22 protein-coding genes are annotated in these 23,208 nt (G+C 71.3%); 13 read left to right on the top strand and 9 right to left on the bottom strand.

Features of this window, described 5'->3' with window-relative positions; translation table 11 throughout:
* Positions 1–5: 5 nt before the first annotated feature.
* Entirely contained in the window at positions 6–692 is a 687-nt protein-coding gene (locus tag DW309_RS17390; RefSeq protein ID WP_136029921.1) for a glycosyltransferase family 2 protein, read from the bottom strand.
* Positions 693–772: 80 nt separating this feature from the next.
* Between DW309_RS17390 and DW309_RS17385 the strand changes: the two genes are divergently transcribed.
* Genes DW309_RS17385 through DW309_RS17370 form a run of 4 tightly spaced genes read left to right on the top strand, consistent with a single transcriptional unit; the run spans position 773 to position 5,280 of the window.
* On the top strand, positions 773–1,384 hold the full coding sequence (locus DW309_RS17385; RefSeq protein ID WP_136029919.1) for an acyltransferase: 612 nt from the start codon (positions 773–775) through the stop codon (positions 1,382–1,384).
* Positions 1,381–2,478: a DegT/DnrJ/EryC1/StrS family aminotransferase gene (locus DW309_RS17380; protein ID WP_136029917.1), complete on the top strand. Its 1,098-nt coding sequence runs from the start codon at positions 1,381–1,383 to the stop codon at positions 2,476–2,478. The genes DW309_RS17385 and DW309_RS17380 overlap by 4 nt, the downstream gene beginning before the upstream one ends.
* The gene (locus DW309_RS17375) at positions 2,478–3,467 is read left to right on the top strand and encodes a Gfo/Idh/MocA family protein (RefSeq protein WP_136046082.1); all 990 of its coding nucleotides are present in this window, start codon (positions 2,478–2,480) and stop codon (positions 3,465–3,467) included. Before DW309_RS17380 ends, DW309_RS17375 begins: the two co-directional genes overlap by 1 nt.
* 10 nt (positions 3,468–3,477) lie before the next feature.
* Complete coding sequence (locus tag DW309_RS17370; protein ID WP_136029914.1) at positions 3,478–5,280, top strand: ABC transporter ATP-binding protein; 1,803 nt, start codon at positions 3,478–3,480, stop codon at positions 5,278–5,280.
* Positions 5,281–5,302: 22 nt separating this feature from the next.
* On the opposite strand, the gene DW309_RS17365 is transcribed toward DW309_RS17370, so the two are convergent.
* From DW309_RS17365 to DW309_RS17355, 3 genes are read right to left on the bottom strand one after another with little or no spacing between them, the layout of a single operon-like run.
* Complete coding sequence (locus DW309_RS17365; RefSeq protein ID WP_136046081.1) at positions 5,303–6,388, bottom strand: glycosyltransferase; 1,086 nt, start codon at positions 6,386–6,388, stop codon at positions 5,303–5,305.
* Complete coding sequence (locus tag DW309_RS17360) at positions 6,385–7,470, bottom strand: glycosyltransferase (RefSeq protein WP_136046080.1); 1,086 nt, start codon at positions 7,468–7,470, stop codon at positions 6,385–6,387. The genes DW309_RS17365 and DW309_RS17360 overlap by 4 nt, the downstream gene beginning before the upstream one ends.
* 25 nt (positions 7,471–7,495) lie before the next feature.
* On the bottom strand, positions 7,496–8,551 hold the full coding sequence (locus tag DW309_RS17355) for a glycosyltransferase (RefSeq protein ID WP_136046079.1): 1,056 nt from the start codon (positions 8,549–8,551) through the stop codon (positions 7,496–7,498).
* A gap of 98 nt (positions 8,552–8,649) precedes the next feature.
* Between DW309_RS17355 and DW309_RS17350 the strand changes: the two genes are divergently transcribed.
* Positions 8,650–9,798: an acyltransferase family protein gene (locus tag DW309_RS17350; RefSeq protein WP_136029907.1), complete on the top strand. Its 1,149-nt coding sequence runs from the start codon at positions 8,650–8,652 to the stop codon at positions 9,796–9,798.
* On the opposite strand, the gene DW309_RS17345 is transcribed toward DW309_RS17350, so the two are convergent.
* From DW309_RS17345 to DW309_RS17330, 4 genes are read right to left on the bottom strand one after another with little or no spacing between them, the layout of a single operon-like run.
* Positions 9,790–11,010, bottom strand: coding sequence for a glycosyltransferase family protein (locus DW309_RS17345; protein ID WP_136046078.1), 1,221 nt, complete (start codon positions 11,008–11,010; stop codon positions 9,790–9,792). The two genes, DW309_RS17350 and DW309_RS17345, sit on opposite strands and share 9 nt — an antisense overlap.
* A 1-nt stretch (position 11,011) precedes the next feature.
* Positions 11,012–12,202, bottom strand: coding sequence for a glycosyltransferase (locus DW309_RS17340; RefSeq protein WP_136046077.1), 1,191 nt, complete (start codon positions 12,200–12,202; stop codon positions 11,012–11,014).
* Positions 12,199–13,374, bottom strand: a complete 1,176-nt coding sequence (locus DW309_RS17335) for a glycosyltransferase (protein ID WP_136037049.1) — start codon at positions 13,372–13,374, stop codon at positions 12,199–12,201. Before DW309_RS17335 ends, DW309_RS17340 begins: the two co-directional genes overlap by 4 nt.
* On the bottom strand, positions 13,358–14,593 hold the full coding sequence (locus tag DW309_RS17330) for a glycosyltransferase (RefSeq protein ID WP_136046076.1): 1,236 nt from the start codon (positions 14,591–14,593) through the stop codon (positions 13,358–13,360). Before DW309_RS17330 ends, DW309_RS17335 begins: the two co-directional genes overlap by 17 nt.
* A gap of 148 nt (positions 14,594–14,741) precedes the next feature.
* Here DW309_RS17330 and DW309_RS17325 point away from each other — a divergent pair, with 148 nt between their 5' ends.
* Positions 14,742–15,416 carry a GCN5 family acetyltransferase gene (locus DW309_RS17325; protein ID WP_136029897.1) on the top strand — a complete coding sequence of 225 codons (675 nt, stop codon included), beginning with the start codon at positions 14,742–14,744 and terminating at the stop codon, positions 15,414–15,416.
* Positions 15,417–15,456: 40 nt separating this feature from the next.
* Here DW309_RS17325 and DW309_RS17320 read toward each other — a convergent pair whose 3' ends face one another.
* Positions 15,457–16,362, bottom strand: coding sequence for an LpxD N-terminal domain-containing protein (locus DW309_RS17320; protein WP_136046075.1), 906 nt, complete (start codon positions 16,360–16,362; stop codon positions 15,457–15,459).
* A gap of 66 nt (positions 16,363–16,428) precedes the next feature.
* Here DW309_RS17320 and DW309_RS17315 point away from each other — a divergent pair, with 66 nt between their 5' ends.
* From DW309_RS17315 to DW309_RS17285, 7 genes are all read left to right on the top strand, one after another.
* Entirely contained in the window at positions 16,429–16,653 is a 225-nt protein-coding gene (locus tag DW309_RS17315) for an acyl carrier protein (protein ID WP_136029893.1), read from the top strand.
* The gene (locus DW309_RS17310) at positions 16,646–17,413 is read left to right on the top strand and encodes an SDR family NAD(P)-dependent oxidoreductase (RefSeq protein ID WP_240753276.1); all 768 of its coding nucleotides are present in this window, start codon (positions 16,646–16,648) and stop codon (positions 17,411–17,413) included. The genes DW309_RS17315 and DW309_RS17310 overlap by 8 nt, the downstream gene beginning before the upstream one ends.
* A 26-nt stretch (positions 17,414–17,439) precedes the next feature.
* Positions 17,440–18,447 (top strand): 3-oxoacyl-ACP synthase III family protein, encoded by a 1,008-nt coding sequence (locus tag DW309_RS17305; RefSeq protein ID WP_136046073.1) that lies wholly within the window; start codon positions 17,440–17,442, stop codon positions 18,445–18,447.
* Entirely contained in the window at positions 18,441–19,613 is a 1,173-nt protein-coding gene (locus DW309_RS17300) for a glycosyltransferase family protein (RefSeq protein WP_136046072.1), read from the top strand. The genes DW309_RS17305 and DW309_RS17300 overlap by 7 nt, the downstream gene beginning before the upstream one ends.
* Positions 19,606–20,784 carry a glycosyltransferase family protein gene (locus DW309_RS17295; protein ID WP_136046071.1) on the top strand — a complete coding sequence of 393 codons (1,179 nt, stop codon included), beginning with the start codon at positions 19,606–19,608 and terminating at the stop codon, positions 20,782–20,784. Before DW309_RS17300 ends, DW309_RS17295 begins: the two co-directional genes overlap by 8 nt.
* Before the next feature lie 28 nt (positions 20,785–20,812).
* Positions 20,813–21,877, top strand: a complete 1,065-nt coding sequence (wecB, locus tag DW309_RS17290; RefSeq protein ID WP_136037056.1) for a non-hydrolyzing UDP-N-acetylglucosamine 2-epimerase — start codon at positions 20,813–20,815, stop codon at positions 21,875–21,877.
* Positions 21,878–21,926: 49 nt separating this feature from the next.
* A partial coding sequence (locus DW309_RS17285) for a nucleotide sugar dehydrogenase (RefSeq protein ID WP_136046070.1) occupies positions 21,927–23,208 on the top strand: 1,282 nt, incomplete at its 3' end.

The raw sequence follows: 23,208 nt of genomic DNA, 5'->3' as shown, positions 1-23,208 counted from the left end.
GGCGTTCACCGCACGATCAGGTCGACGAGGATGTTGACGGAGTTGAGCACCGATTGGCCCTTCGATTTGGAGTAGTCGGTGTAGAGGAGCTCGACCGGGTGCTCGATCCACGGCAGCCCCGTGTCGCCGAGCTGCAGCACGATCTCGGTGGCGTGCGCCATCCGGTCCTGCTTGAGCTGCAGGCGCGCGGCGGCGTCGGCGCGGATGACGCGAAGGCCGTTGTGCGCGTCGGTGAGCTTGACGCTCGTGGTCATGTTGGTCACCCACACCGCGGTCTTCAGGATCACGCGCTTCATCCAGCCCGGGTTCGTCCGGTCGTCGAGGAAGCGCGAGCCGAACACGATCGCCGCGCCGCTGGCACGCGCCGCGGCGACCATCGCCACCGCGTCGTCGATGCGGTGCTGGCCGTCGGCATCGAAGGTCACGATGTACTCGCAGCCCGGCTGGGACAGGGCGTACTCGATGCCCGTCTGCAGGGCCGCACCCTGACCGAGGTTGATCGGGTGCTCGACGATGTGGGCTCCGGCGCGTCGAGCCACCTCCAGGGAGCCGTCGGTGGAGCCGTCGTCGATGCACACGATGTTCGGGAAGTGGGGGAGGACCCCCGCGATGACGCCGGCGATGACGCTTGCTTCGTTGTACAGCGGTACGACAACCCAGGTATGCGGGTCGGGAGTGGCTGGGTTGGTCACACCCCTATCCTCTCAGGAAACGCCTGTGCGAGCAGATAGGATGACCGAGTCCCCTTCCCGAGCCGCGAGGAGAATCCCGCATGCCCTCACCGACCGACGTCCGGATCGTCGATTCGGCCGATGTGTCCCCCGAGGCGAAGATCGGAGCAGGGAGCTCGATCTGGCATCTGGCCCAGGTGAGGGAAGACGCGCAGCTCGGCGAGAACTGCATCGTCGGCCGCGGCGCCTACATCGGCACCGGTGTCGTCATGGGCGACAACTGCAAGGTGCAGAACTACGCGCTCGTGTACGAGCCCGCTCGACTCGGCGACGGCGTGTTCATCGGACCGGCCGTCGTGCTCACGAACGACACGTACCCGCGGGCGATCAACGCCGACGGCACGCAGAAGAGCGCGCACGACTGGGAGCCCGTCGGCGTCACGATCGAGCGTGGCGCCTCGATCGGTGCCAGGGCGACCTGCGTCGCGCCCGTGACCATCGGCGCCTGGGCGACGGTGGCGGCCGGGGCCGTCGTGGTGAAGGACGTCCCCTCCTACGCGCTCGTGGCCGGGGTGCCGGCGCGCCGCATCGGCTGGGTGGGCGAAGCGGGCGTTCCCCTCACGCGCGCCGACGACGACAAGACCTGGGTGTGCCCCGCGACCGGCGGACGGTACACCGAGACAGACGGAACACTGACCAAGGAGACCGTGTGAGCGAGTTCATTCCCCCCGCCAAGCCGATCATCGGCGACGAAGAGCGCGAGGCCGTCGATCGGGTGCTGCGCAGCGGCATGGTCGCGCAGGGCCCCGAGGTCGCCGCGTTCGAGCAGGAGTTCTCGGCGCACTTCGTGCCGGGGCGGCCCTCCGTTGCCGTGAACTCCGGCACCGCCGGTCTGCACCTGGGTCTGCTCGCCGCGGGCGTCGGCCCCGGCGACGAGGTCATCGTGCCGTCGTTCACGTTCGCGGCGACGGGCAACTCCGTGGCCCTCACCGGCGGCACCCCGGTGTTCGTCGACATCGAGCCGGAGACCTTCACGCTCGACCCCGAGGCCGTCGCGGCCGCAATCACGCCGAAGACCAAGGGCATCCTCCCGGTGCACCTATACGGTCACCCCGCCCGCATGCGCGAGCTGGAGGCCCTGGCCGCCGAGCGCGGCGTGGCCCTGTACGAGGACGCCGCGCAGGCGCACGGCGCCTCGCTCGACGGCCGCCCGGTCGGCTCGTTCGGCGACTTCGCGATGTTCAGCCTCTACCCGACCAAGAACATGACCAGCGGCGAAGGCGGCATGGTCACCACGGCCACGGACGAGATCGCCCGTCAGGTCAAGCTCCTGCGCAACCAGGGCATGGAGCGGCAGTACGAGAACGAGATCATCGGCTTCAACGCCCGCATGACCGACATCCACGCCGCGATCGGCCGGGTGCAGCTGCACAAGGTCGACGCCTGGACGAAGACCCGTCAGCAGAACGCGGCCTTCCTGGACGCGAACCTGCGCGGCGTGGTCGTGCCCCCGGTCGCCGACGGTGCCGTGCACGTGTACCACCAGTACACGGTCCGGGTGCCGGAGGACCGCGACGGCTTCGTGGCGGCGCTCAAGAACGAGCACAACGTCGGCGCCGGCGTGTACTACCCGATCCCGAACCACCGGCTGCCCTCGCTCACGCGCTTCGCCCCGGGCCTCGACCTCCCCGAGACCGAGCGTGCCGCCCGCGAGGTCGCCTCGCTGCCGGTGCACCCGTCGCTCAGTCAGGACGACCTCGAGCGCATCGTCACCGCGGTGAACGCCGTCGCGGGGGCAGGCGCCTGATGGCGGCGAATCTGCGCGCCGGACTGCTCGGCGCCGGGATGATGGGCCGCAACCACGCCCGCGTGCTGCGTGACGTGGAGGGCATCGACCTGGTCGCGATCGCCGACCCGGGCGGTGACCCGCACAAGGTCGCGGGCGAGCTCGAGATCCTCCCCGACATCGAGGCGCTCATCGCCGCCGGTATCGACATCGCCGTGGTCGCCGTGCCGACCGCGTTCCACGAGGACGCGGCGCTCAAGCTGGCCGACGCCGGGGTGCACACCCTCGTCGAGAAGCCGATCGCGCACTCGCTCGAGGCGGGGCGCCGGATGACGGACGCCTTCGCCGCCCGGGGCCTGGTCGGAGCCGTCGGCCACGTCGAGCGCTTCAACCCCGCGCTGCAGGAGATGCGACGCCGCCTGGAGGCGGGGGAGCTCGGTGACGTGTACCAGATCGCGACCCGCCGCCAGAGCACGTTCCCCGCCCGCATCGCCGACGTGGGCGTGGCGAAGGACCTCGCGTCCCACGACATCGACCTCACGAGCTGGGTCGCGCAGAGCGAGTACACCACGGTGTTCGCGCAGACCGCGCACAAGAGCGGACGCGACTACGAGGACATGATCACGGTCACCGGCCGGCTGGCCAACGGCGTGATCGTCAACCACCTCGTCAACTGGCTCTCGCCCATGAAGGAGCGCATCACGGTCGTCACCGGCGACCGCGGCACCTTCATCGCCGACACCGCGACCGGCGACCTGACGTTCTACGCCAACGGCACCATCCCGCTCGAGTGGGAGTCGATGCTCGCGTTCCGCGGCGTGTCCGAGGGCGACATCACCCGGTTCTCCTTCGCCAAGCGCGAGCCGCTGCGGGTCGAGCACGAAGCCTTCCGCGACGCCGTCCTCGGCAAGCCGAACGACGTCGTCACGATGGAGCAGGGCCTGCGCACGCTCGAGGTCGTCGAGGGCGCTCTCTCCTCCGCCGCCAACGGCGCATCCGTCGCCCTCTGAACGCGAGAACATGAAACGCATCTGGCCGGTCCTCAAGGATCTCCTCCCGCTGCTGCCGACCGGCGCGCAGCGGTACTTCGTCGGCTACATGATCGCCACGACGCTCATCACCGCACTCGACGTGGTGGCGATGTCGCTGCTGGCCGTGATCATCGGCCCGGCACTGACCGGCGGGGCGCTGCGGCTCCCGCTGATCGGCGAGGTCTCACCCGACATGACGCCCCTTCTGGTGCTCGGCGCCTGCGCGCTCATCATCCTGAAGTCGGTGCTCTCGGTCACGCTGCACTGGTTCGCCACGCGCCGGTTCGCGCGCTACGAGCTCGAGATCGGCGACCGGATGTTCAAGGCGTACATCAACTCCAGCTGGGAGGAGCGCTCGAAGCGCACGGTCGCCGAGATCACGCGCATCGCGGACGGCGGCATCGCGAACACGATGTCGGGCTTCCTGCTTCCGCTCATGCGCGTCCCGAGCTCGATCTTCACGTTCGTGCTGATCATCGTCGTGCTGCTGGTGGTCGACCCGATCACCGCGCTCATCGCCATGGTGTACCTGATCCTCGTGGCGCTCATCGTGCACCAGGTGGTGACGAAGCGCTCGCTGGAGGCCGCCACCGTCAACCGCAACTACAGCTACCGCGTCGCGATCCTGATGACCGAGATGATGGAAGCGCTGAAGGAGCTCAGCCTCCGCAACCGGCTCGCCGACGTCGCACAGCTGGTGACGGACAGCCGCCACCACTCGGTCCGCGCCAGGGCGAACGCGTCGTTCCTCGGTGTCGTCCCGTCGTTCGCGTTCGAGTCCGCCCTCATCGGCGGCGTCGTGATCATCGGCGGCGTCTCGTACTGGCAGGGCGGTCTGGCGGCCGCGTTGTCGTCCGTCGCACTGTTCACCGCGACCGGCTTCCGCCTGATCCCGGCGATCAGCGGCATCCAGGGTGGCATCGTGCAGGGTGTCGCGAGCATCCCCTCGGCACAGGACGTCATCGGTGACCTCACCGCCGCGGAGAAGGACATGGAGGTGTCGCAGACGCCCGCCGACACCGCGGAGCTGGCGGAGAACCCTCGGCTGCTCAGCCTGTCGGACGTGCACTTCCGGTACCCGGGAGCCGACGAGGACGTCATCCGCGGGCTCTCGCTCGACATCCCCCTCGGCAGCTCGCTGGGCATCGTCGGGCCGTCCGGAGCCGGCAAGTCGACGCTGATCGACCTGCTCCTCGGCCTCAGCCAGGCCACGACCGGCGACATCGAGATCGACGGGCACCCGCTCTCGAGCGTGCTCCGTCAGTGGCGCGGGCGCGTCGGCTACGTGCCGCAGCGGGTGGCGCTGTTCGACGCCTCGATCGCGCAGAACGTCGCCCTGACCTGGACGGATGAGATCGACCGGGACCGCGTGGAGTACGCCCTGGAGCGCGCGCAGCTCAGCTCGCTCGTCGCGTCGCGGGCGAACGGCATCGACGAGCGCATCGGCGAGCGGGGCGTGTCCCTGTCCGGTGGTCAGCAGCAGCGTCTCGGCATCGCCCGCGCGCTGTACACCGATCCGCTGGTGCTGGTGCTCGACGAGGCCACGAGCTCTCTCGACACGAAGACCGAGGACGAGGTCACCAAGGCGATCCGGTCGCTGCAGGGCGAGGTCACGCTGATCTCGGTGGCGCACCGCCTGTCGACCATCAAGGACTACGACCGGATCTGCTACATGGACGAGGGCGTGATCGCCGCTCAGGGCACCTTCGTGGAGGTCGCCTCCTCGCTGCCCGCGTTCGCCGAGCAGGTGCTGCTGGCCGGACTCTCCGGAGAGCTCGAGCGCCGGGCGTGACTCCGCCGCCCGACCGGGTCGGTCACACGATCCGGTCGGTGCGGTTCGCGGCGTAGAACAGCCGTGCCATCGCCTGCGGGTGCAGGGAGAACAGCGGGTTGGGCGTGAGCAGCGCCCCCAGTGACCGCTGGTTCCAGCGGTCGTTCGCGAGGATGCGGATCCGCTCCACGTCGGGCGCTGCCGAGAAGGTCTCGTCGATGATGCGGTGGTCGACCCGCGACAGCAGCCGCAGGGCCCCGGGGGCCAGGGCCACGAGTCGGTCCAGGGTCTCCCGCAGCTCGGCCTGGTGCGTGACCAGCTCCGGCGTCGTCGTCGCCCGGACGCCGATCGCGCTGAGGAACTGGATGCGCAGCAGCTTGACGACCGCTGCGGTGCGGGCGCGGCGGCCGAGGGCGCGGAACCAGGGCGCGGCCTCGAGGCCGTCGAGGAAGGCGAAGTCCTCGCGCACCGGGCGCGCCGTGAACGTGACGCGGTCGCCCTCGTCCTCGTGCCCGACGTACGCGGGGCCGTCGATGTCGACGGCGAGGTCGCGCCCGCGGAACCACAGCTCTCCGGTCAGGGCGATGTCCTCTCCGGACGACAGGCCCTCGGTGAAGCGCAGGTGCCCGAAACGCTCGCGGTCGATGAGGCCGAGCGGCGCGCTGCGGTAGAAGAGGCGGTCCTTCGCCGCGTCGAGCCGCCGCGAGCGGCGTCCGTTCCGCACGGGAGGAAGCGGGTTGTTGTGGCGCCCGACGAGCGTGATCTTCGGGATCACGGCGCTGGCCCCGGTCTCGCGCTGGATGCGCAGCCAGGAGTCCAGCGCGCCGGGCGCGAACTCGTCGTCGGAACCGAGCAGCGCGATGAACGGGGCGGTGGACGACGCGAAGCCGAGGTTCATCGGTCCGGCCGGCGAGCGGATGCCGTCCTGCAGCTCGAGCAGGACCATGCGCTCGTCCTCCGCGTACTCGCCGAGGTTGCCGCGGATCACGGCGGGATCGATGTTGTGCGCCACCACCAGCACGCGCACCGGAGCGGCGGTGGCGTCGAGCACCGAGGCCACCGCACGACGGATCGGTCGGGTGGCGGAGTGGACGGCGATCGTGACGTCGACCAGGGGCGACGCGGTCACAGCTGCCCCACCCGCTGCGATCGGGCGCCCGCGGCGAGCGTGCGGAAGGGGGCGTGCCGGTGCAGCGCCAGGAACGGGTTCCGGGGGAGCTGAGCGGCGGGCGAGAGGTAGATCCACCGACGGCCGAGCAGCGCGCGGGTGCGCTCGGGATCGGGCGTCCCGCGGCGCAGCTCGTCCATGACCCGGCGGTCGGCGATCGACAGCACCGACAGCACTCCGGGGGCCCAGGCGCTGACGCGGTCGACCACGGCGAGGAGCTCGGCGGCGACCGCGGCGATGCCCGGGGTCTCCAGGCGCGCGGCCACGGCGTCGAAGAAGTGGATGCGGAGCAGCTTGACGGCCAGGGCGCGGCGGTCGGCGGTCGAGGCGGCCGCGAACCAGTCCGCCTCCTCGATCACGCGGAGGAACGCGAAGTCGGCCGCCACGTCGCGCGGAGCGGAGGTGACGCGGTCGTCCGCGTCGTCGTGGCCCACGTAGGGGGGCCCGTAGAGGTCGTAGGCGATGCTCGTCGCCGTGATCCACAGCTCGGAGGTGTACGGCAGGTCCTCGCCGGACGTGAGGCCCTCGGTGAAGCGCAGGTCGCCGAAGCGCTCGCGGTCGATGAGGCCGAGGGGCGCGCTGCGGTAGTGCAGGCGGTCGCGGTCGGCGCTCAGGCAGGTCGTGCGGCGTCCGCGGCGCACGGGCGGGTACGGGTCGGGGCCTCCGGTCACCAGGCGGATGCGACCGATCACGACGTCGGCGTCCGTCGCGCGCTGCAGCGCCAGCCACGAGTCGATCGCGCCAGGGGCGAACTCGTCGTCGGAGCCGAGCAGGGTGTGGAAACGCGCCGTGGCCTCCGCCATGCCGAGGTTCATCGGGCCGGCGGGCGACGGAATGCCGTCGCGGAGGGAGAGCAGCCGGACGGCCGGGTGCTCCGCCCAGGTGCCGAGGTTCGTGCGGATGATCTCCTGGTCGATGTTGTGTGCCACCACGTTCACGCGCACCGGAGCGGTCGTGCCTTCGATGACCGAGGCGACGGCGCGCGCGATGGGCCGGGTGGCGGAGTGGACGGCGATCGTGACGTCGACAAGTGGGGATTCCATACCGGATCGATGCTACCGCGGAGGCCTACGCCATCATGTCGCGCAGGGTCCGGTACGGGGCGTGCCGGTGCAGGGCGAGGAACGGGTTCGCCGTGAGCCGCGCATCGAGCCCGCCGCCCCAGCGGGCCGAGAGGAGGGCGCGGATCCGGTCGGCCGACGGCGCGCTCGTCTCGAGCTCTCGGAGCACCTTCCGGTCCGCGCGGCACAGCAGCGCGGTCGCGCCGGGGGACATCCGCTCGATCGCCGCGGCGGTGTCGAGCAGCTCGGCGCGGTAGGCGGCGATCCCGCCCGGGGCGTCCAGCCGGGAGGCGACGGCATCCATGAGGTGCACGCGGAGGTTCTTCACGCCGAACCCCCGGCGCGCCGAGCGCGAGGCAGCCCGGTACCAGGGCTTGGCGGCGACGATGTCGAGAAACGCGAAGTCGGCCGACAGGGGTCGGACGGTGCGGGTCACACGGTCGACCGCATCGTCGTGGCCGACGTACGCCGGGCCCGTACGGTCGTAGGCGATGTGCGCGCCGGTGAACCACAGCTCCGCGGTGAACTCGAGGTCCTCGCCGGACTCGAGGCCCGGGGTGAAGCGCAGGTCGGGGAAGCGCGTCCGGTCGATGAGGCCGAGCGGCATGCAGCGGTAGCTGAGGCGGTCCTTGTCGACGTCGAGCTCCCGCACCCGTCCGCGACGTCGCGGCGGTGTCGGCTCGGCCGCCTCGTCCACGCGCACGCGCGGGATGACGGTGGTCGCGCCGGTCGAGCGGGCGACCGCGAGCCAGGAGTCGAGTGCCCCCGGCTCCAGCTCGTCGTCCGAGCCCATGACCGAGAAGTACGGGGCCTCGGCCAGCGCGATGCCGTGGTTCATCGGCCCGGCGGGGGAGGGGATGCCGTCCTGCAGCGACACGACGCGCACCTCGGGCCGCGTGCCCAGGTCGCCGAGGTTGGCGGAGATCGCCTCGGGATCGGTGTTGTGCGCGACCACGGTGACCCGCACGGCGGCGGTCGTGTCGAGCACGGAGGAGACCGCGCGGCGGATGGGACGAGCGGGCGTGTGCACGGGGATGACCACGTCCACGTCGGGCGACGGCATGTCGTCGATCCTATCGCGGGCGTTGCGGACGGACGGGGCGCGGGGGTCGGCACTGTATCCTTTCCGGAGCCCTGTCCTCGATCAGAGAGTCTCGTCGCGTGCACTCCGCCTCCACCCTCGCTCAGCCCACGCAGCGGCTGGACTCGCTCACCGGGCTGCGCTGGTGGGCAGCGTTCGCGGTCTTCCTGTACCACATGAATGTGTTCGCACCCCTGCCGGGTTCGGTGCAGTCGGTGCTGCTGAACGGCTATCTCGGCGTGACGTTCTTCTTCGTGCTCTCCGGTTTCGTGCTCACGTGGTCGGCGCGGCCGAACGTGCCCACCTCGACGTTCTACTGGCGTCGCTTCGCACGCATCTGGCCATCGCACATGGTGGCGCTCCTGATCGCGATCCCCGTGTTCTACACGTTGGCGCCGGTTCCGGAGGGGAGCTTTCTGAAGCCGTTCGATCTCGGCATCCTCCTGCTGTCGGTCGTCGTGATCCAGGCCTGGTGGTCCAACCCCGCCATCCTCTTCTCCGGCAACCCGGCCGCGTGGACGCTCACCTGCGAGGCCTTCTTCTATGCGCTGCACCCGTGGATCTCCCGGGTACTGGTGCCGATGGCCAAGCGCGGGGCCCTGCTGCTGGCGGTCGGTGTCGTCGCCTACGCGTTCGTGTACCGCGCGGTGGTCCTGTTCGCCCCGGACCTCGGACTCGCCGCGCTCCCGGTGCCCGTGCAGCGGCTTCCGGAGTTCGTGCTGGGCATGGCGCTCGCATGGGCCATCCGCTCCGGCTGGCGACCGCGCATCCACCCGCTCATCGGCGTCGCCGCTCCCGTGGCGGTGATTCTGGCGCACTACGCCTCCGGGCGGTTCATCCCGACCTGGAGCGTGACCCCGGCGATCAGTGGCATGCTCAACGAGCTGTTCACGGTCGCGTGCGGCATCGCGATCGTCTCGCTCGCCGTGCATGCACTGCGCGGCGGACGGCTGTGGTTCGCGTCGAAGTGGCAGGTGCGGCTGGGTGAGTGGTCCTTCGCCTTCTACCTCGTGCACGCGACGTTCATCTACGTGGCGCTGCGCGTCTTCGGCTACCAGCCCGCGTCGTGGAGCAACCTGCTCTGGTTCGCCGCCCTGTTCGTGGTCGACCTGGTGGCCGCATGGGCCCTCCACACGTTCGTCGAGCGCACGCTGGAGAAGCGCATGCGCCGCTGGAAGGACGACCGGGACGCGCGCCGCCGCACGCGAGAGGCGGTCGCGTCAGCCTGAGGCGCGGATCCAGCCGTCGAGCAGGACCGCGGCGCTCCGGCGCCCGGAGTGCACGGCCTCGACGAACACCGGCCCCGCCGTGGCTGCGGCGGCCGCTGCCTCACGGTCGGAGATCAGTCCGGCGACCACCTCGCCGAGGGTGTCCGGCGTGGCCTCGACGATCGGCAGCGGCAGTCCCACCTCCGCCTCGATGGCGCGGCGTACGTCGGGCAGCACGTGTCCGACCACCACGCGACCCGTCGCCATGGCCTCGCAGGCCGCGACTCCGTAGGAGCCGGCGCGGAACTGGTCGAGCACGATGTCGGCGTCGCTCAGCACCTCGGGCATCCGGTCGGCGGCGACGCCGGTCACGAGCTCGTAGTCGATGTCACCGCTCGCGATGAGGGAGGCGAGGGCGGGCTCGATCAGGTGACTGCCCTTCTGCACGACGGAGGTGGAGGAGTGGATCACCCGCACCCGGTCGCGGTCCATGGCGGGGCGCCGCGCCCGGAACCGCGCGGTGTCGACGACCACGGGACACCACGTCGCCCACGGAACATCGTGCAGCAGGTCGGGTGTGGACACGAACGTCGGGCGACGCAGCTCCGTCAGCAGTGCGAGGTTGGCGTCCGCATCGGCCTGCAGCACGGCGGTGCGCGGATCGTCGGGGTACGGCGACCACGGGGTGCGCAGCGCATGGTCGCGGGGGCTGCGGATATCGGTGCCGTGGCACAGGTACGCGACGGACACCCCCGCCTCCTCCAGCGCCGCGACCTCCGCGCGGACCTGCCGGTCGAACAGGCGGCCGAACAGCGGGCGCTCCGCCTCGATCAGCACGTGCGAGAACCGGCTGACGGCCTCCCACTCGGACTGCTGCCATTCGGTGGACGAAGTGGAGGAGATCGGGACCGGGACGTCCGCGGGGAAGGAGAGCCCGCCGGGCAAGACCTCCTCCATGTTGCGGGCAGCGATCTCCGGGTCCGCCTGCTCCAGCGCGCGCGCCCAGCGATATCCCTGGCCCGAGTAGTTCGTCGGGCCGATGAAGACCCGCACCGCGGCATCCGGCACGTCGGCCACCGGGGCGTCGCCGCCGCCGAGCGCGCGATGCGCCAGCCGACCGATCAGGCCGTCCGGGTCGCGCGCCGCCGAGTCGAGGGCGCGGTTGACCCAGCGGGGCAGTCGGGAGCGGTGCCGGATGATCCAGCCGGCGATCGCGTTCAGCCGCGCGCGCATCTCAGCGTCCGTCCCTCGTCTGGCCGACCGACTCGATCACGTCGACGACGCGGCCGGCGACCGCGGCCATCGAGTGCCGTTCCGCTGTCCAGTCGGCGACGCTCCGCCGCTCCGCCGCGCTCAGCGGGCGGGCCGCGAGGGCCGCCATGGCCACCGCGACCGACTCGGCGGCGTAGCCGCTGACGATGCCGCCGCGCACCTCCAGGTTCGCCTGGTCGAGGTAGGCGCCGGTGGGTCCGTTCGGCGGGCCGGCGAAGATGACGGGGCATCCGGCGGCCATCGACGAGTACGCCTTCGTGGCGAACGCGTACTCGTAGCCGGTGCCGGGGCGCTGGGTGGCGATGGTCGCGACGGCGCGGTGCAGATGCGGGACCAGCTCGCTGCTGGGCATCGTCTCGACGAACTCCACGGAGTCGGCGACCCCGAGCTCGCGGGCCCGCTGCTCCAGGAAGGCGCGCTCGCTGCCGTTGCCGATGAAGCGCAGGGTGTACCCGGGGGTGCTGCGGCTGAACGCGGCGAACCCGTCGACGGCGATATCGGCGCCGTGCCAGTGCGAGTAGGTGCCGGCGTACAGGAACACGGGTTCGGTCGTCGCCTCCGCCTCGGCGTCGGCCGGAGGGAGGAAGGCACCGGTGTCCGCCCCGAACCCGGTCACGACGGCCGGTCGGCCCACGCCGAGCGCGGCGATCCGGTCGAGCACGCCCTGGGAGATCGTGACGATGCGCCGCGCTCCCCGCATCGCGAAACGCTCGGTCGCGCGCAGCACGCGGATCACCAGGCGCGACGAGGTCACCTGCTCCGCGGCATCGGACCAGACGTCGGCGGCGTCGTACACGTAGGGGATGCGCCGCAGCGCGCACACGAGCCGCACCACGAACCCCGTGGTGGGCGGCGGCTCCATGAAGACCACGTCGGGGCGCCGCAGGAACAGCAGCCGGAAGAACAGGGGGACGTCGAAGCTGGCGTACGGGAGGTAGCCGCGCACGTAGCCGCTGCGGTCGCGCAGCACGGGGGCCATGCGCACGTCTTCGACGGGTGCTCCCTCGTCGAGGCCGCGCGGCGGTCGCACGGTGAGCACGGTGACGCGGTGCCCGCGGGCGACCGCCTCGTCGGCGACGGCGCCGAGGAACGACGACGCCGCGGAGGGCTCGGGGCGGTAGATGCGCGAGACGATCGCGAGGCGCATGCTCATGCGGAGAGGAAGTGCGTCATCAGCTGCGCGCGGGAGAAGTCGCCGTTGTGCACGCGTCGGACGAACTCCCTCCCGGTTGCGGCGATCCCGCGGTAGTGGTCCCGTCGCACGGCGATGTCGCGCAGCATGTGTTCGAGCGTGTCCGGTGTGGTCTCCGGGATCGGCAGGGTCATGCCCGCGTGCCCCTCCACCTCACGCCGGGCCTGCTCCGTGACGTGGGCGAGCACCACCCGCCCGGCGGTCATGCTCTCGCACGCCGCGACACCGTAGTCGCCGACCCGGAACTGGTCGAGCACGACGTCGGCGGACGCGACCACGGCCGGCATCTCGTGGTTGGGGACGCGGTCCAGCTGGATGAACTCGATGAGCCCCTCGTCGTGCAGCTTCTGCGCCACGGGGACGATGAGCGGCGTGCCCTTGACGTGCGCGTTGGTGGGCGCGTGGATGACGCGGATGCGCTCGCGCTCCAGGAGCGGCTCGTCGTTGATCCACTGCTCCTGGTCGATCACCACGCCGAGGAAGTGCGCGCGGGGAAGGTCGACGAGCAGGCCGGCGGTCGAGACGAACGTGGGCACGTCGAGGTCGGCGATCGCCGCGAGGTTGTCGGCCACGGCCTTCTCCGCGAGGTCGAAGGGCACCCAGTCCTCGCTGTCGACGAACAGCGACCACGGCGTCGACTCCAGGTGGGTCGACGGCAGTCGCACGTCGGTGCCGTGGCCGACGATGCCCACGCGCACACCACGCTCCTGCAGCAGTGCGGTCTGACGGCGCAGGTCGCCGGAGAACATCCCGCCGAGGATGGGGAAGCACGCCTCGATGAGCACGTGCGTGTAGTTCGTCGCGATCGCGTCGAGCATCGAGCGCTGCCATGCGCGGGAGTGTTCGGCGGTGCGCCAGGTCACGGTGTAGTCGGCGGGGTACTGCAGGAGGTTGTTGCCCGCGTGCACGTAGTTGACCGCGGACACCTCGCCCGTCGACTCGGCCGCGCGCGACCACCGGTACCCCTGGCCGGCGTAGTTCACCGGTCCCACCAGCATCCGGATCGGACGGGAGAGGTCGGGCAGCGGCGGCGGGGGCGGGGTCACGCCCTTCGCCCGGTCGACGGTCGACGCGATCGCGTCCTGCACCGGCTTCGGGACGAGCTTCCAGGCGGCTTCAACGCGGGGATGCATCGGTGTCCTCCTCGTGCGGATCAGGGGCGGTGGCATGCAGCCAGGCTTCGTCGAGCACGGCGGCGGAGCGACGGCCGTCGTGGACGGCGCGGACGAACGTGTCGCCGGTGGCGCGGAGGGCGTCGAGGCCGTCGTGTGCGGCGAGCTCGCGCAGGACGCCCTCGATCGTGTCGGGCGTGGCCTCGACGATGGGCGGCTCCAGCCCGGTCTCCTCACGGACGGTCGCGCGCACCCGCTCGCTCAGGTGCCCGACGACGATGCAGCCGGACGCGAGGGCCTCGCACGCCGCCACGCCGTAGGAGCCGATGCGCAGCTGATCGATCACCACGTCGGCCGCGGCGAAGCGGTCGGGCATCTGCGCGGTCGGCACGCCCTGGATCAGATCGAGCTCGATGACCCCCTCCGCCTGCAGCCGCTCGAGCGTGTCGCGGATGAGGTGCGTGCCCTTGATCACGGACACCGACGGGGCGTGGGCGACCCGGAGACGCGCGCCGGGCGTGCGCGCCGTGCGCGGTCGCTCCCAGCGGGCGACGTCGACGGTCACCGGGAGCCACCGTGCGGTGGGGAGGTCTTCGCGCAGGTCGGGGGTGGAGACGAACACGGGGCGCCCGCTGCTCTCCAGGAATGCGATGTTGCGCGCAGCGACCACCTCGTCTCGCGCGGCGTAGACCTCGGGGTCGGCGTAGTGCGACCAGGGGTGGTCGCGCATGTGCCGCGACGGCAGCCGCACGTCGGTGCCGTGGGCGAGGTAGGCCACGTCCACGCCGCGCGTGCCGAGCGCTGCCGCCTGCGCGGCCACCGAGCGACCGAGGAGGCGACCGAAGGGTGGCTCCTCCGCCTCGATCAGCACGTGCGTGGCCGTGGTCGCCGCGGCGAACTGGTCACGCTGCCACGCGGTGTCGTTGTGGTAGGTCGGGATCGGCACGAGCAGGTCGGACGGGTAGTCGAAGCCGCCGGGGACCTCGATGGCCATGGTGCGCGCCGAGATGCGCGGCGAGCGGCGCTCCAGGGCCCTGCTCCACGCGAACGCCTGGCCGGAGTAGTTGACCGGCGCGATGAGGACGCGGACGGGTCGGTCGTCGAACGCGGTCGTGCCGACAGCTCCGGGGACGGGCTTCCCGTAGCGGCGGGCGGCGATCCGCCCGAGGGGGCTGGTGGGGGAGTCGGCGATGCGGTCGATCGTGGCGTTGACCCACCGGGGGAGTCTGTTCCGGTTCACGTCGTGCGTGCATTCTCCGGGGGACAGGAACTCATCCCGTCAGTATACCGAGGGGGCGCAACGGCGGTCCGACGGCGGGCGACTATCATGGGCGGGGTTGCCGCGGTCCCGTTCCGGTGGACCGGGACCGAATGGAACGGTGGGATCGATGGCCTCGTCAGAGCCGGGCAAGAAGGGCTTCTCGCTCAAGGACTATGCGGAGACGCTTCACGCCTATCTCGACGACGGGTACGCCGTCACGAGCTTCGACAAGTACCTCGATGCCCCGCAGGAGAAGCACCTCATCCTCCGGCACGACATCGACAACAGCATCGAGCAGGCCATGCGCGTCGCGCGGGTCGACGCGGAGGCCGGGTGCTCGTCGAGCATCTTTCTGCGCGTGCACGCCCGCGGCTACAGCCTGATGAGTCTGCCGTCGCTCATGATGATCCGCGAGATGGAGGAGCTGGGGCACGAGGTCCAGCTGCACCTCGAGGGCGGCATCGGCGAGGTGCTCGGCGGTGACAACTTCGAGTGGGCCGAGCGTCAGCGCACGGTCTTCGAGACGGCGGTCGGCCGACCGGTCGGCGGGTTCAGCCTGCACGAGCCGGCGCGACTGGGCGGATTCGAGTTCGCGGCGGAGCTCCTCGACCGCTGGTCCGACACGGTGCGCTACCACGCCTACGAGCCGCGGTTCATGATGCCGAACATGAAGTATCTGAGCGACAGCAGCGGCAACTGGCGTGAGGGTCACTTCGCCGAGTGGGTCGGCAAGGTGCCCGTGGTGCAGGTGCTCACCCACCCGTTCTGGTGGTTCGAGAAGGTTCCGGCCGAGAACTACTGATCCGGCCGGAACGACGGAGTCCGCAGCCGGCCGCCCCGGCTCAGCGCTTGTTGTCGCCGAGCCGCCGGGCGGGGTTGCCGATGCGGATCTCGTCGTCGGGCACCGACTTCACCGCGACCGCACCGATGCCGAGCAGGGAGTTGCGGCCGAGCGTGACGCCCTGGATGACGGAGGCGTTGGGGCCGATCCAGGCGTCGTCCTCGATCACGACGCTGCCGGAGATCTCCGCGCAGGCCGTGATGATCACGTTGCGGCCGATACGGCAGTTGTGGGCCACGTGCACGTGGTCGTCGATCTTGGTGTGATCGCCGACGCGGGTCGGGGCGATGGTGCCGGAGCAGACGGTGGTGAAGTTGCCGACCTCGACGTGGTCCTCGATGACGACCGAGCCGAGGTGCGGGATGCGGATGTTGTCGCCGTCGGCGTCGCGCTCCATGCCGAAGCCCTCCTCGCCGATCACGGCGTGGCTCTTGATGAGAGCGTGCGCCCCGATGCGGACGTCGTGCCCGATCACCACGTGATCGCGGATCTCGGCGCCGTCGGCGATCACGGCGCCGGCGCGGACGACGGTGTACTCCCCGATATGGGCGCCGGGGTGCACCTCGGCGGTCGGGTCGACGCGGGCGGTCGGAGCGATCCCGGGAACGGGCTTGCGGGCGAAGTGCTCGGCGACGGCCAGGGCGAAGGCGGCACGCGGGTTCTCCACCAGCACCGCCGTCCCCGAACGGGCGTCGTCGGGGAGGGTCGCGGGGGCGAGGAGCACGGCTCCGGCCTCCAGCGCCTTCGCGGCAGCGGCCGCCGCCGCCACCGGATCGACCACGAACGTCAGGTCTCCCTCGCCGGCCTCGCCGAGCGGGGCGAGACCCGTGACGGAGCGATCCGTGCCGACGAGTTCGCCCGACAGCTGCTGGGCGAGGGCGGAGGCGGTGACGTGGGGCGCGTTCATGCTCCGACCCTACTGCGAACGGCGGGGCGCCCCGGCGGTGCGAGGGGCGGCGGATATGATCGACGCATGGATGAGAAGGCGCTTCTGGAGCTGGTGGCGGAGATCCTCGAGGTCGAGGTGGACGAGGTCGCACTGACCGATGAGCTGGACGCGGTGGGCTGGGACTCGCTCGCGAACATCAGCTTCATCGCGGAGGTCGACGAGGCGATCGGCGTGACGATCGATGCGGACGAGCTCGCGAACGCGAAGACCGTCTCCGACCTGCACGCACTCACCCGTGCCGGTGCCTGAGACCTCCGACTACCTGCACCTCGACGGCCGCGCGGTCGTCGTCACCGGCGCAACCTCGGGCATCGGTCGGCAGACCGCGATCGACCTCTCGCGTCAGGGCGCCCGGGTCGCGCTGATCGGACGCCGCGAGGCCGAGCTGGAGGAGACCCGCGGCCTGCTCGCGGGCGAGGGGCACCTGCTGGCGCCGTTCGACCTGACCGACCACGCGGGCGTCGCGGCGCTGCTGCGCGGGATCGCCGCCGAGTTCGGACCGCTCGACGGCCTGGTGCACGCGGCGGGCGTCCACGTGACCGCTCCGCTGCGGATCGCGACGGCCGATCAGACCTCGGCCGTGTTCGACATCAACGTCACGAGCGCGCTGATGCTCGCCAAGGCGTTCCGTCACCCCAAGGTGCGCGCCGAGTCGTCGAGCATCGTCCTGCTGTCGTCGGCGGTCGGCCTGGTCGGGGAAGCAGGAGTGAGCGCGTACGCGGCGAGCAAAGCCGCCGTCGCATCCCTCGGCAAGTCGCTCGCGCTCGAGCTGGCGCGGGAGGGTGTGCGCGTCAACAGCATCGCCGCCGGGATCGTCGAGACCGCGCTGACCGAACGGCTGCGCGCCTCGGTGGGTGCCGCGGCCTGGGACGAGATCGAGGCGGCGCACCCGCTCGGCCTCGGCACCGTGGAAGACGTGGCGGGGGCGGCGCTGTATCTGCTCTCCCCGGTCTCGCGCTGGGTCACCGGTTCGGTGATGGTGGTGGACGGCGGGTACACCGCGAGGTGACCGCTCCCGGCCCGTAGACTGGGGGCATGGGTGCCCGCATCGCTGCCGTCGACTACTACCTGCCCGAGGCCGTCCTCAGCAATGAGGATCTCTCCCGAGAGTTCCCGGAGTGGAGCGTCGAGAAGATCTCCGGCAAGACCGGGATCGACCGCCGCCACATCTCCGGTCCCGACCAGTTCTCGTCCGACCTGGCCATCGCGGCAGCACGACGTCTGTTCGAGCGCGACGGCATCGACCCCCAGTCGATCGACTACGTGATCCTCTGCACGCAGAGCCCCGACTACTACCTCCCCTCGACCGCCTGCATCGTGCAGGACGCCCTGGGCATCCCGACCTCGGCGGGCGCGACCGACATCACGCTCGGCTGCTCCGGCTACATCTACGCCCTGGGCCTCGCCAAGGGCCTGATCGAGTCGGGCCAGGCGGCGAACGTCCTGGTCGTCACGGCCGACACGTACACGAAGTTCATCAACCCGGCCGACAAGTCCGTGCGCACGATCTTCGGCGACGGCGCGGCAGCGACCCTCGTGACCGCGGACGGCTCCGACACCTCGCTCACCGCCATGACCTACGGCACGGACGGCTCGGGCGGCAAGAGCCTCATCGTCCCGAACGGCGGGCTGCGCGCGGGCGCCGCACTCCAGCCGAAGGCCGACACGGCCGTGCGGGAGCTCGTCGCCTCGGGCTACGACCTGTACATGGACGGCCCCGACATCTTCAACTTCACCCTCCGCGTGGTGCCGGAGACGGTCGAGGAGATCCTCGCCAAGGCGCAGCTGGAGCAGAACGACATCGACCTGTTCGTGTTCCACCAGGCGAACGCCTTCATGCTCGAGCACCTGCGCAAGAAGCTCAAGGTGCCCGCCGAGAAGTTCTTCGTGTCGCTCGCCGAGTCCGGCAACACGGTGTCGTCCACCATCCCGATCGCGCTCGCCGACGCCGAACGCCAGGGCGCCCTGGTGCCCGGCATGCGCGTGATGCTCCTCGGCTTCGGTGTCGGTCTCTCCTGGGGTGGGCTGGTCGCGACGTGGTGAGCGCCTCCGCCCCGCGCCCGACGCTCCTCATCCTGTCCTTCGTGCCGATCGACGGTGACCCGCGCGTCATCAAGCAGGTCCGCCGCTTCGTCGACGAGTACGACGTGACGACGTGCTCGCCCGGCCCGTCGCCGCACCCCGGCGTCACGCACGTCGAGATCCGTGGCGACCTCCCGCCCAAGCAGGACATCGTGACCAGGGTGCGCGACGAGTTCGCGCGGCGGACCGAGGGGTTCCGCCGGATGTACTTCCAGTCGCCCGGTGTGCTCGAGACCATCCACCTGTTGCGCGGGCGGCGTTTCGACGCGGTGATCGCCAACGACGCCGAGACCGTGGGCGTCGCGTGCCGGCTCTTCGGCGCCGACCGCGTGCACGCCGACCTGCACGAGTTCTTCCCGGACATGGGCTTCGAGGACACGCCGCTCGGCCGTCGGCACCAGCGCTACTGGTCGTGGATGACGAAGCACCTGGTGTCGCAGGCGCACTCGTCCACGACGGTCGGCGGCGAGATCGCCAAGCGGTACCACGAGTACGGCCTCCAGCCCGGGGTGGTGACGAACTCGACACACCTGCGCGACCTCCCGTACCGTCCCGTGGGTTCCGCGATCCGGCTCGTGCACAGCGGCAACCCATTCCACGAGCGCAGCCTCGGCGAGATCATGCGTGCGGTGGCGGCGTCCCCGGTCGAGGTCACCTTCGACCTCTACCTCACGTGGCAGCCCGAGAAGACGCGCTCCGAGTTCGTGGCGCTCGCCGAGGAGCTGGGGCCGCGGATCACGGTGCACGACCCCGTGCCGCAGTCCGTGCTCATCGAGACGCTCAACGAGTACGACCTCGGCATCCACATCCTGCAGCCGGTGAGCACCAACAACGTGATGGCACTGCCGAACAAGTTCTTCGACTACGTCCAGGCGCGCCTCGGCATCGTGGTCGGCCCGTCGGTCGAGATGGCGCGCATCGTGCGCGACCATGGCCTCGGCGTCGTCACGGACGGCTTCGACGAGGCATCGATCGCCGCGACCATCGACGCGCTCACCCCCGAGCGCGTCGACGGGTTCAAGCAGGCCGCGATGCGGGCGGCCGATGCGCTCTCCGCGGAGCGGCAGGTCGAGGTGTGGGCGCGGGCCGTGGAGGAGATCGTCGCCGGCTCGGCGGGCCGTGCCTGACCTCGGGGCGCGGGCGTATCGCCTCGCGCAGAAGCTGGTGCCCTCGTCGATCGCGGGGTATGTGCTCCCCGGGCACGTGCGCCAGTTCCGCGAGACCGGTGTCACCGTGGCCAGCGACGCCCCGCGGCGACTGCTCATCGCGCCGGTGAACTCGGCGGGGCAGGGGTACGCGTGGGCGCGCGCCGCCGAGACGCTGCCCGGCGTCGCCGCCGCCAGCGCCATGTTCCGCGGGGGTGACGACGTGTTCGGGTTCCACGCCGATCACCTCATCCCCGCGACGGCACTGGTCGGCAACGCTCGCTGGCGCCGGGCGCAGCACCACGCGATCCTCCACGGCTTCACGCACGTGCTGATCGAATCCGGGCGGCACCTCTCCGAGCTCGACGGCGACCCGCTGGAGCTGGTGCGAGAGCTGCAGGCGGCGGGGGTCCGCGTGGCGCTCGTGTGGCACGGGAGCGACATCCGTCTCCCGAGTGCGCACGCCGCGCGCGAGCCGGACTCGCCCTTCCACGGTGATCGCTATGCCGGGACAGCCGTGCTCGAGGAGATCGCCGAGCGGCACGCGCGCTTCGCAGAGGCCGCCGGGGTGCCCGTGTTCGTCTCGACTCCGGATCTGCTGCCGTTCGCGCCGGGTGCCACCTGGCTCCCCGTCGTGGTGGATCCGCGATCCTGGGCCGTGGCGGGGGACCGCCCTGCGCTCTCCGGCGACGGGCCACTGCGCGTCGTGCATGCCCCGTCGAGCGCCGGCCTGAAGGGCAGCGACCGCATCGCCGCAGCCGTGCAGCGGCTCGAGGCCGAGGGGCTCATCGAGTACACCGAGGTCAGGGGCGTCCCCGCCGAGCGGATGCCGGAGCTGTACGGCGGCGCCGACGTCGTCCTCGACCAGTTCCTCGCCGGGGCCTACGGCGTCGCGGTCTGCGAGGCGCTGGCGGCCGGTCGCCTGGTGGTCAGCCATGTGTCGGACGACACCCGTGAGGCGGTGCGCGCGGCCAGCGGACACGAGCTGCCCGTGGTGCAGGCCAGGGCAACGGAACTGGAGGGCGTGCTGCGCGAGGTCGCCGCGAATCGCGCGCGCTCTGCGACGCGAGCCGCCGAGGGGCCGGCGTTCGTGCGCGCGGTGCACGACGGGACGATGTCGGCGGAGGCGCTGCGGCCGTTCCTCGACGCGTGAGCCGCCGGGCTCCGTAGAGTAGATGCTCGTGAAGATCGTCAGCGTCGTCGGCGCGCGCCCCCAGTTCGTCAAGCTCGCCCCGATCCACCATGCCGCCCGCGCGGCCGGGGTGGAGCACGTGATCGTGCACACCGGACAGCACTACGACCCGCTGCTGTCTGACGTGTTCTTCGAGGATCTGGGGATCGGCGCCCCCGACGTGCACCTCGGCGTGGGCAGCGGCTCGCACGGCGTGCAGACCGGTGCGATGCTGGGCGCCCTCGACGCGGTGTTCGACGAGCACCGCCCCGACTGGGTGCTGGTGTACGGCGACACGAACTCGACGGTGGCGGCGGCGCTGAGCGCGGTCAAACTGCACATCCCGGTGGCGCACCTGGAGGCGGGGCTGCGCAGCTTCAACCGTCGCATGCCGGAGGAGCACAACCGCGTGCTGACCGACCATGCCGCCGACCTTCTTCTCGCACCGACGCAGGTCGCCGTCGACCACCTCACGCGCGAAGGGCTGGCCGAGCGCACCGTGCTGGTGGGCGATGTGATGACCGATGTGCTGTTCGACGTGCGCGACCGTGTCGCCCGGCGTGCCGCCGACGAGGGGGAGCGCCTGGACGCCGCCGAGGGGGAGTACTACCTGGCGACGATCCACCGCGCCGAGAACACCGACGACCCGGCGCGGCTGCGGCAGGTGGTCGAGGCCCTGGCGGGGCTCGACCGTCCCGTCGTGCTGCTGGCCCACCCGCGCGTGGTGGCCAAGGCGGCCGCGCACGGCATCGACCTCGACCGCGGCTCGCTCACCTCCCGCCCGCCGCTCGCCTACCCCGACCTGATCGCGGCCGCGGCGGCGAGTGCCGGTGTGGTGACCGACTCGGGCGGCCTGCAGAAGGAGGCGTTCCTGCTGCGCGTGCCGTGCACGACCGTGCGCACCGAGACGGAGTGGGTCGAGACGGTGGAGCTGGGCTGGAACGTGCTCGCGAACACGCGCGAGGAGATCGCGGCGGCCGTGACGCGTCCTCGACCGGCGGCCACGGACGCGGCACCGTACGGCGACGGGCACGCCGCCGAGCGCGTGATCGCGGTGCTGTCCGAGCGTCGCTGAGGCTCACCCGCGAGGAGCCGGGTACCCGCGCCGGAATATACTCGAACCCATGCGTATCGCCGTCGTGGCCCTCGGAAAGATCGGCCTGCCCCTCGCCGTCCAGTTCGCCAGCAAGGGACACGACGTGGTCGGGGTCGACGTCAATGCGGCCCTCGTCGACAGCGTCAACCGGGGCGTCGAGCCGTTCCCCGGCGAGGCGCAGCTGCAGGAGAAGCTGACGGCGGCGCTCGAGGCCGGACGGCTGCGGGCGACGACCGAGTACGCGGAGGCGATCCCCGGGGCTGATGCCGTGGTCGTGGTCGTGCCGCTGTTCGTGAACGAGGAGACCGCGGAGCCCGAGTTCGGGTGGATGGACGCGGCCACCCGCTCGCTCGCCGAGCACCTGACCCCCGGCACGCTGGTGTCGTACGAGACCACGCTGCCGGTCGGGGTGACGCGCGGCCGCTGGAAGCCCCTGCTCGAGGAGGTCTCCGGGCTGCGCGAGGGGGAGGACTTCCACGTGGTGTTCTCCCCGGAGCGCGTGTTCTCGGGCCGGATCTTCGCCGACCTGCGCAAGTACCCCAAGCTGATCGGCGCGCTCTCCGACGAGGGGGCCCGCCGCGCCGTCGCGTTCTACGAGTCGGTGCTCGACTTCGACGAGCGTCCCGACCTGCCGCGCACGAACGGGGTGTGGGACCTGCAGAGCGCCGAGGCGGCCGAGATGGCCAAGCTCGCCGAGACCACCTACCGCGACGTGAACATCGGCCTGGCGAACCAGTTCGCCCTCTTCGCGGGTGCCAACGGCATCGACGTGTACCAGGTGATCGAGGCGTGCAACTCGCAGGTCTTCAGTCACATCCACCGCCCCGGCATCGCGGTGGGCGGCCACTGCATCCCGGTCTACCCCAAGCTGTACCTGTCGACCGACCCCGACGCCGACATCGTGCGCACGGCGCGCGAGTTCAACGAGTCGATGCCAGAGCGCCTGGTGGCTCAGGCCGAGGGCATGCTCGGCGACCTGTCCGGACTCCGGGCGGTCGTGCTGGGCGCGGCGTACCGCGGCGGGGTGAAGGAGACCGCGTTCTCCGGTGTCTTCCCCACCGTCGAGGCACTGCGACGCCGCGGCGCCGAGGTGCGCGTGCACGACCCCCTGTACACGGACGACGAGCTGCGCGCCCTGGGACTCGAGCCCTACGCGCTCGGGGAGGGCGTCGACCTCGCGATCGTGCAGACCGATCACGCCGAGTACCGCACGCTCCGTCCCGTCCAGCTGCCCGGCGTGCGGCTCCTGGTCGACGGCCGCGCCGTGACCGACGCGGAGGCCTGGGCCGGCACGCCGCGCATGGTCGTCG

The organism is Microbacterium sp. K41, from assembly GCF_004794395.1.
GTDB classification, from domain to species: Bacteria; Actinomycetota; Actinomycetes; order Actinomycetales; family Microbacteriaceae; genus Microbacterium; species Microbacterium sufflavum.
This window is presented reverse-complemented; position numbering and strand designations above follow the sequence as displayed.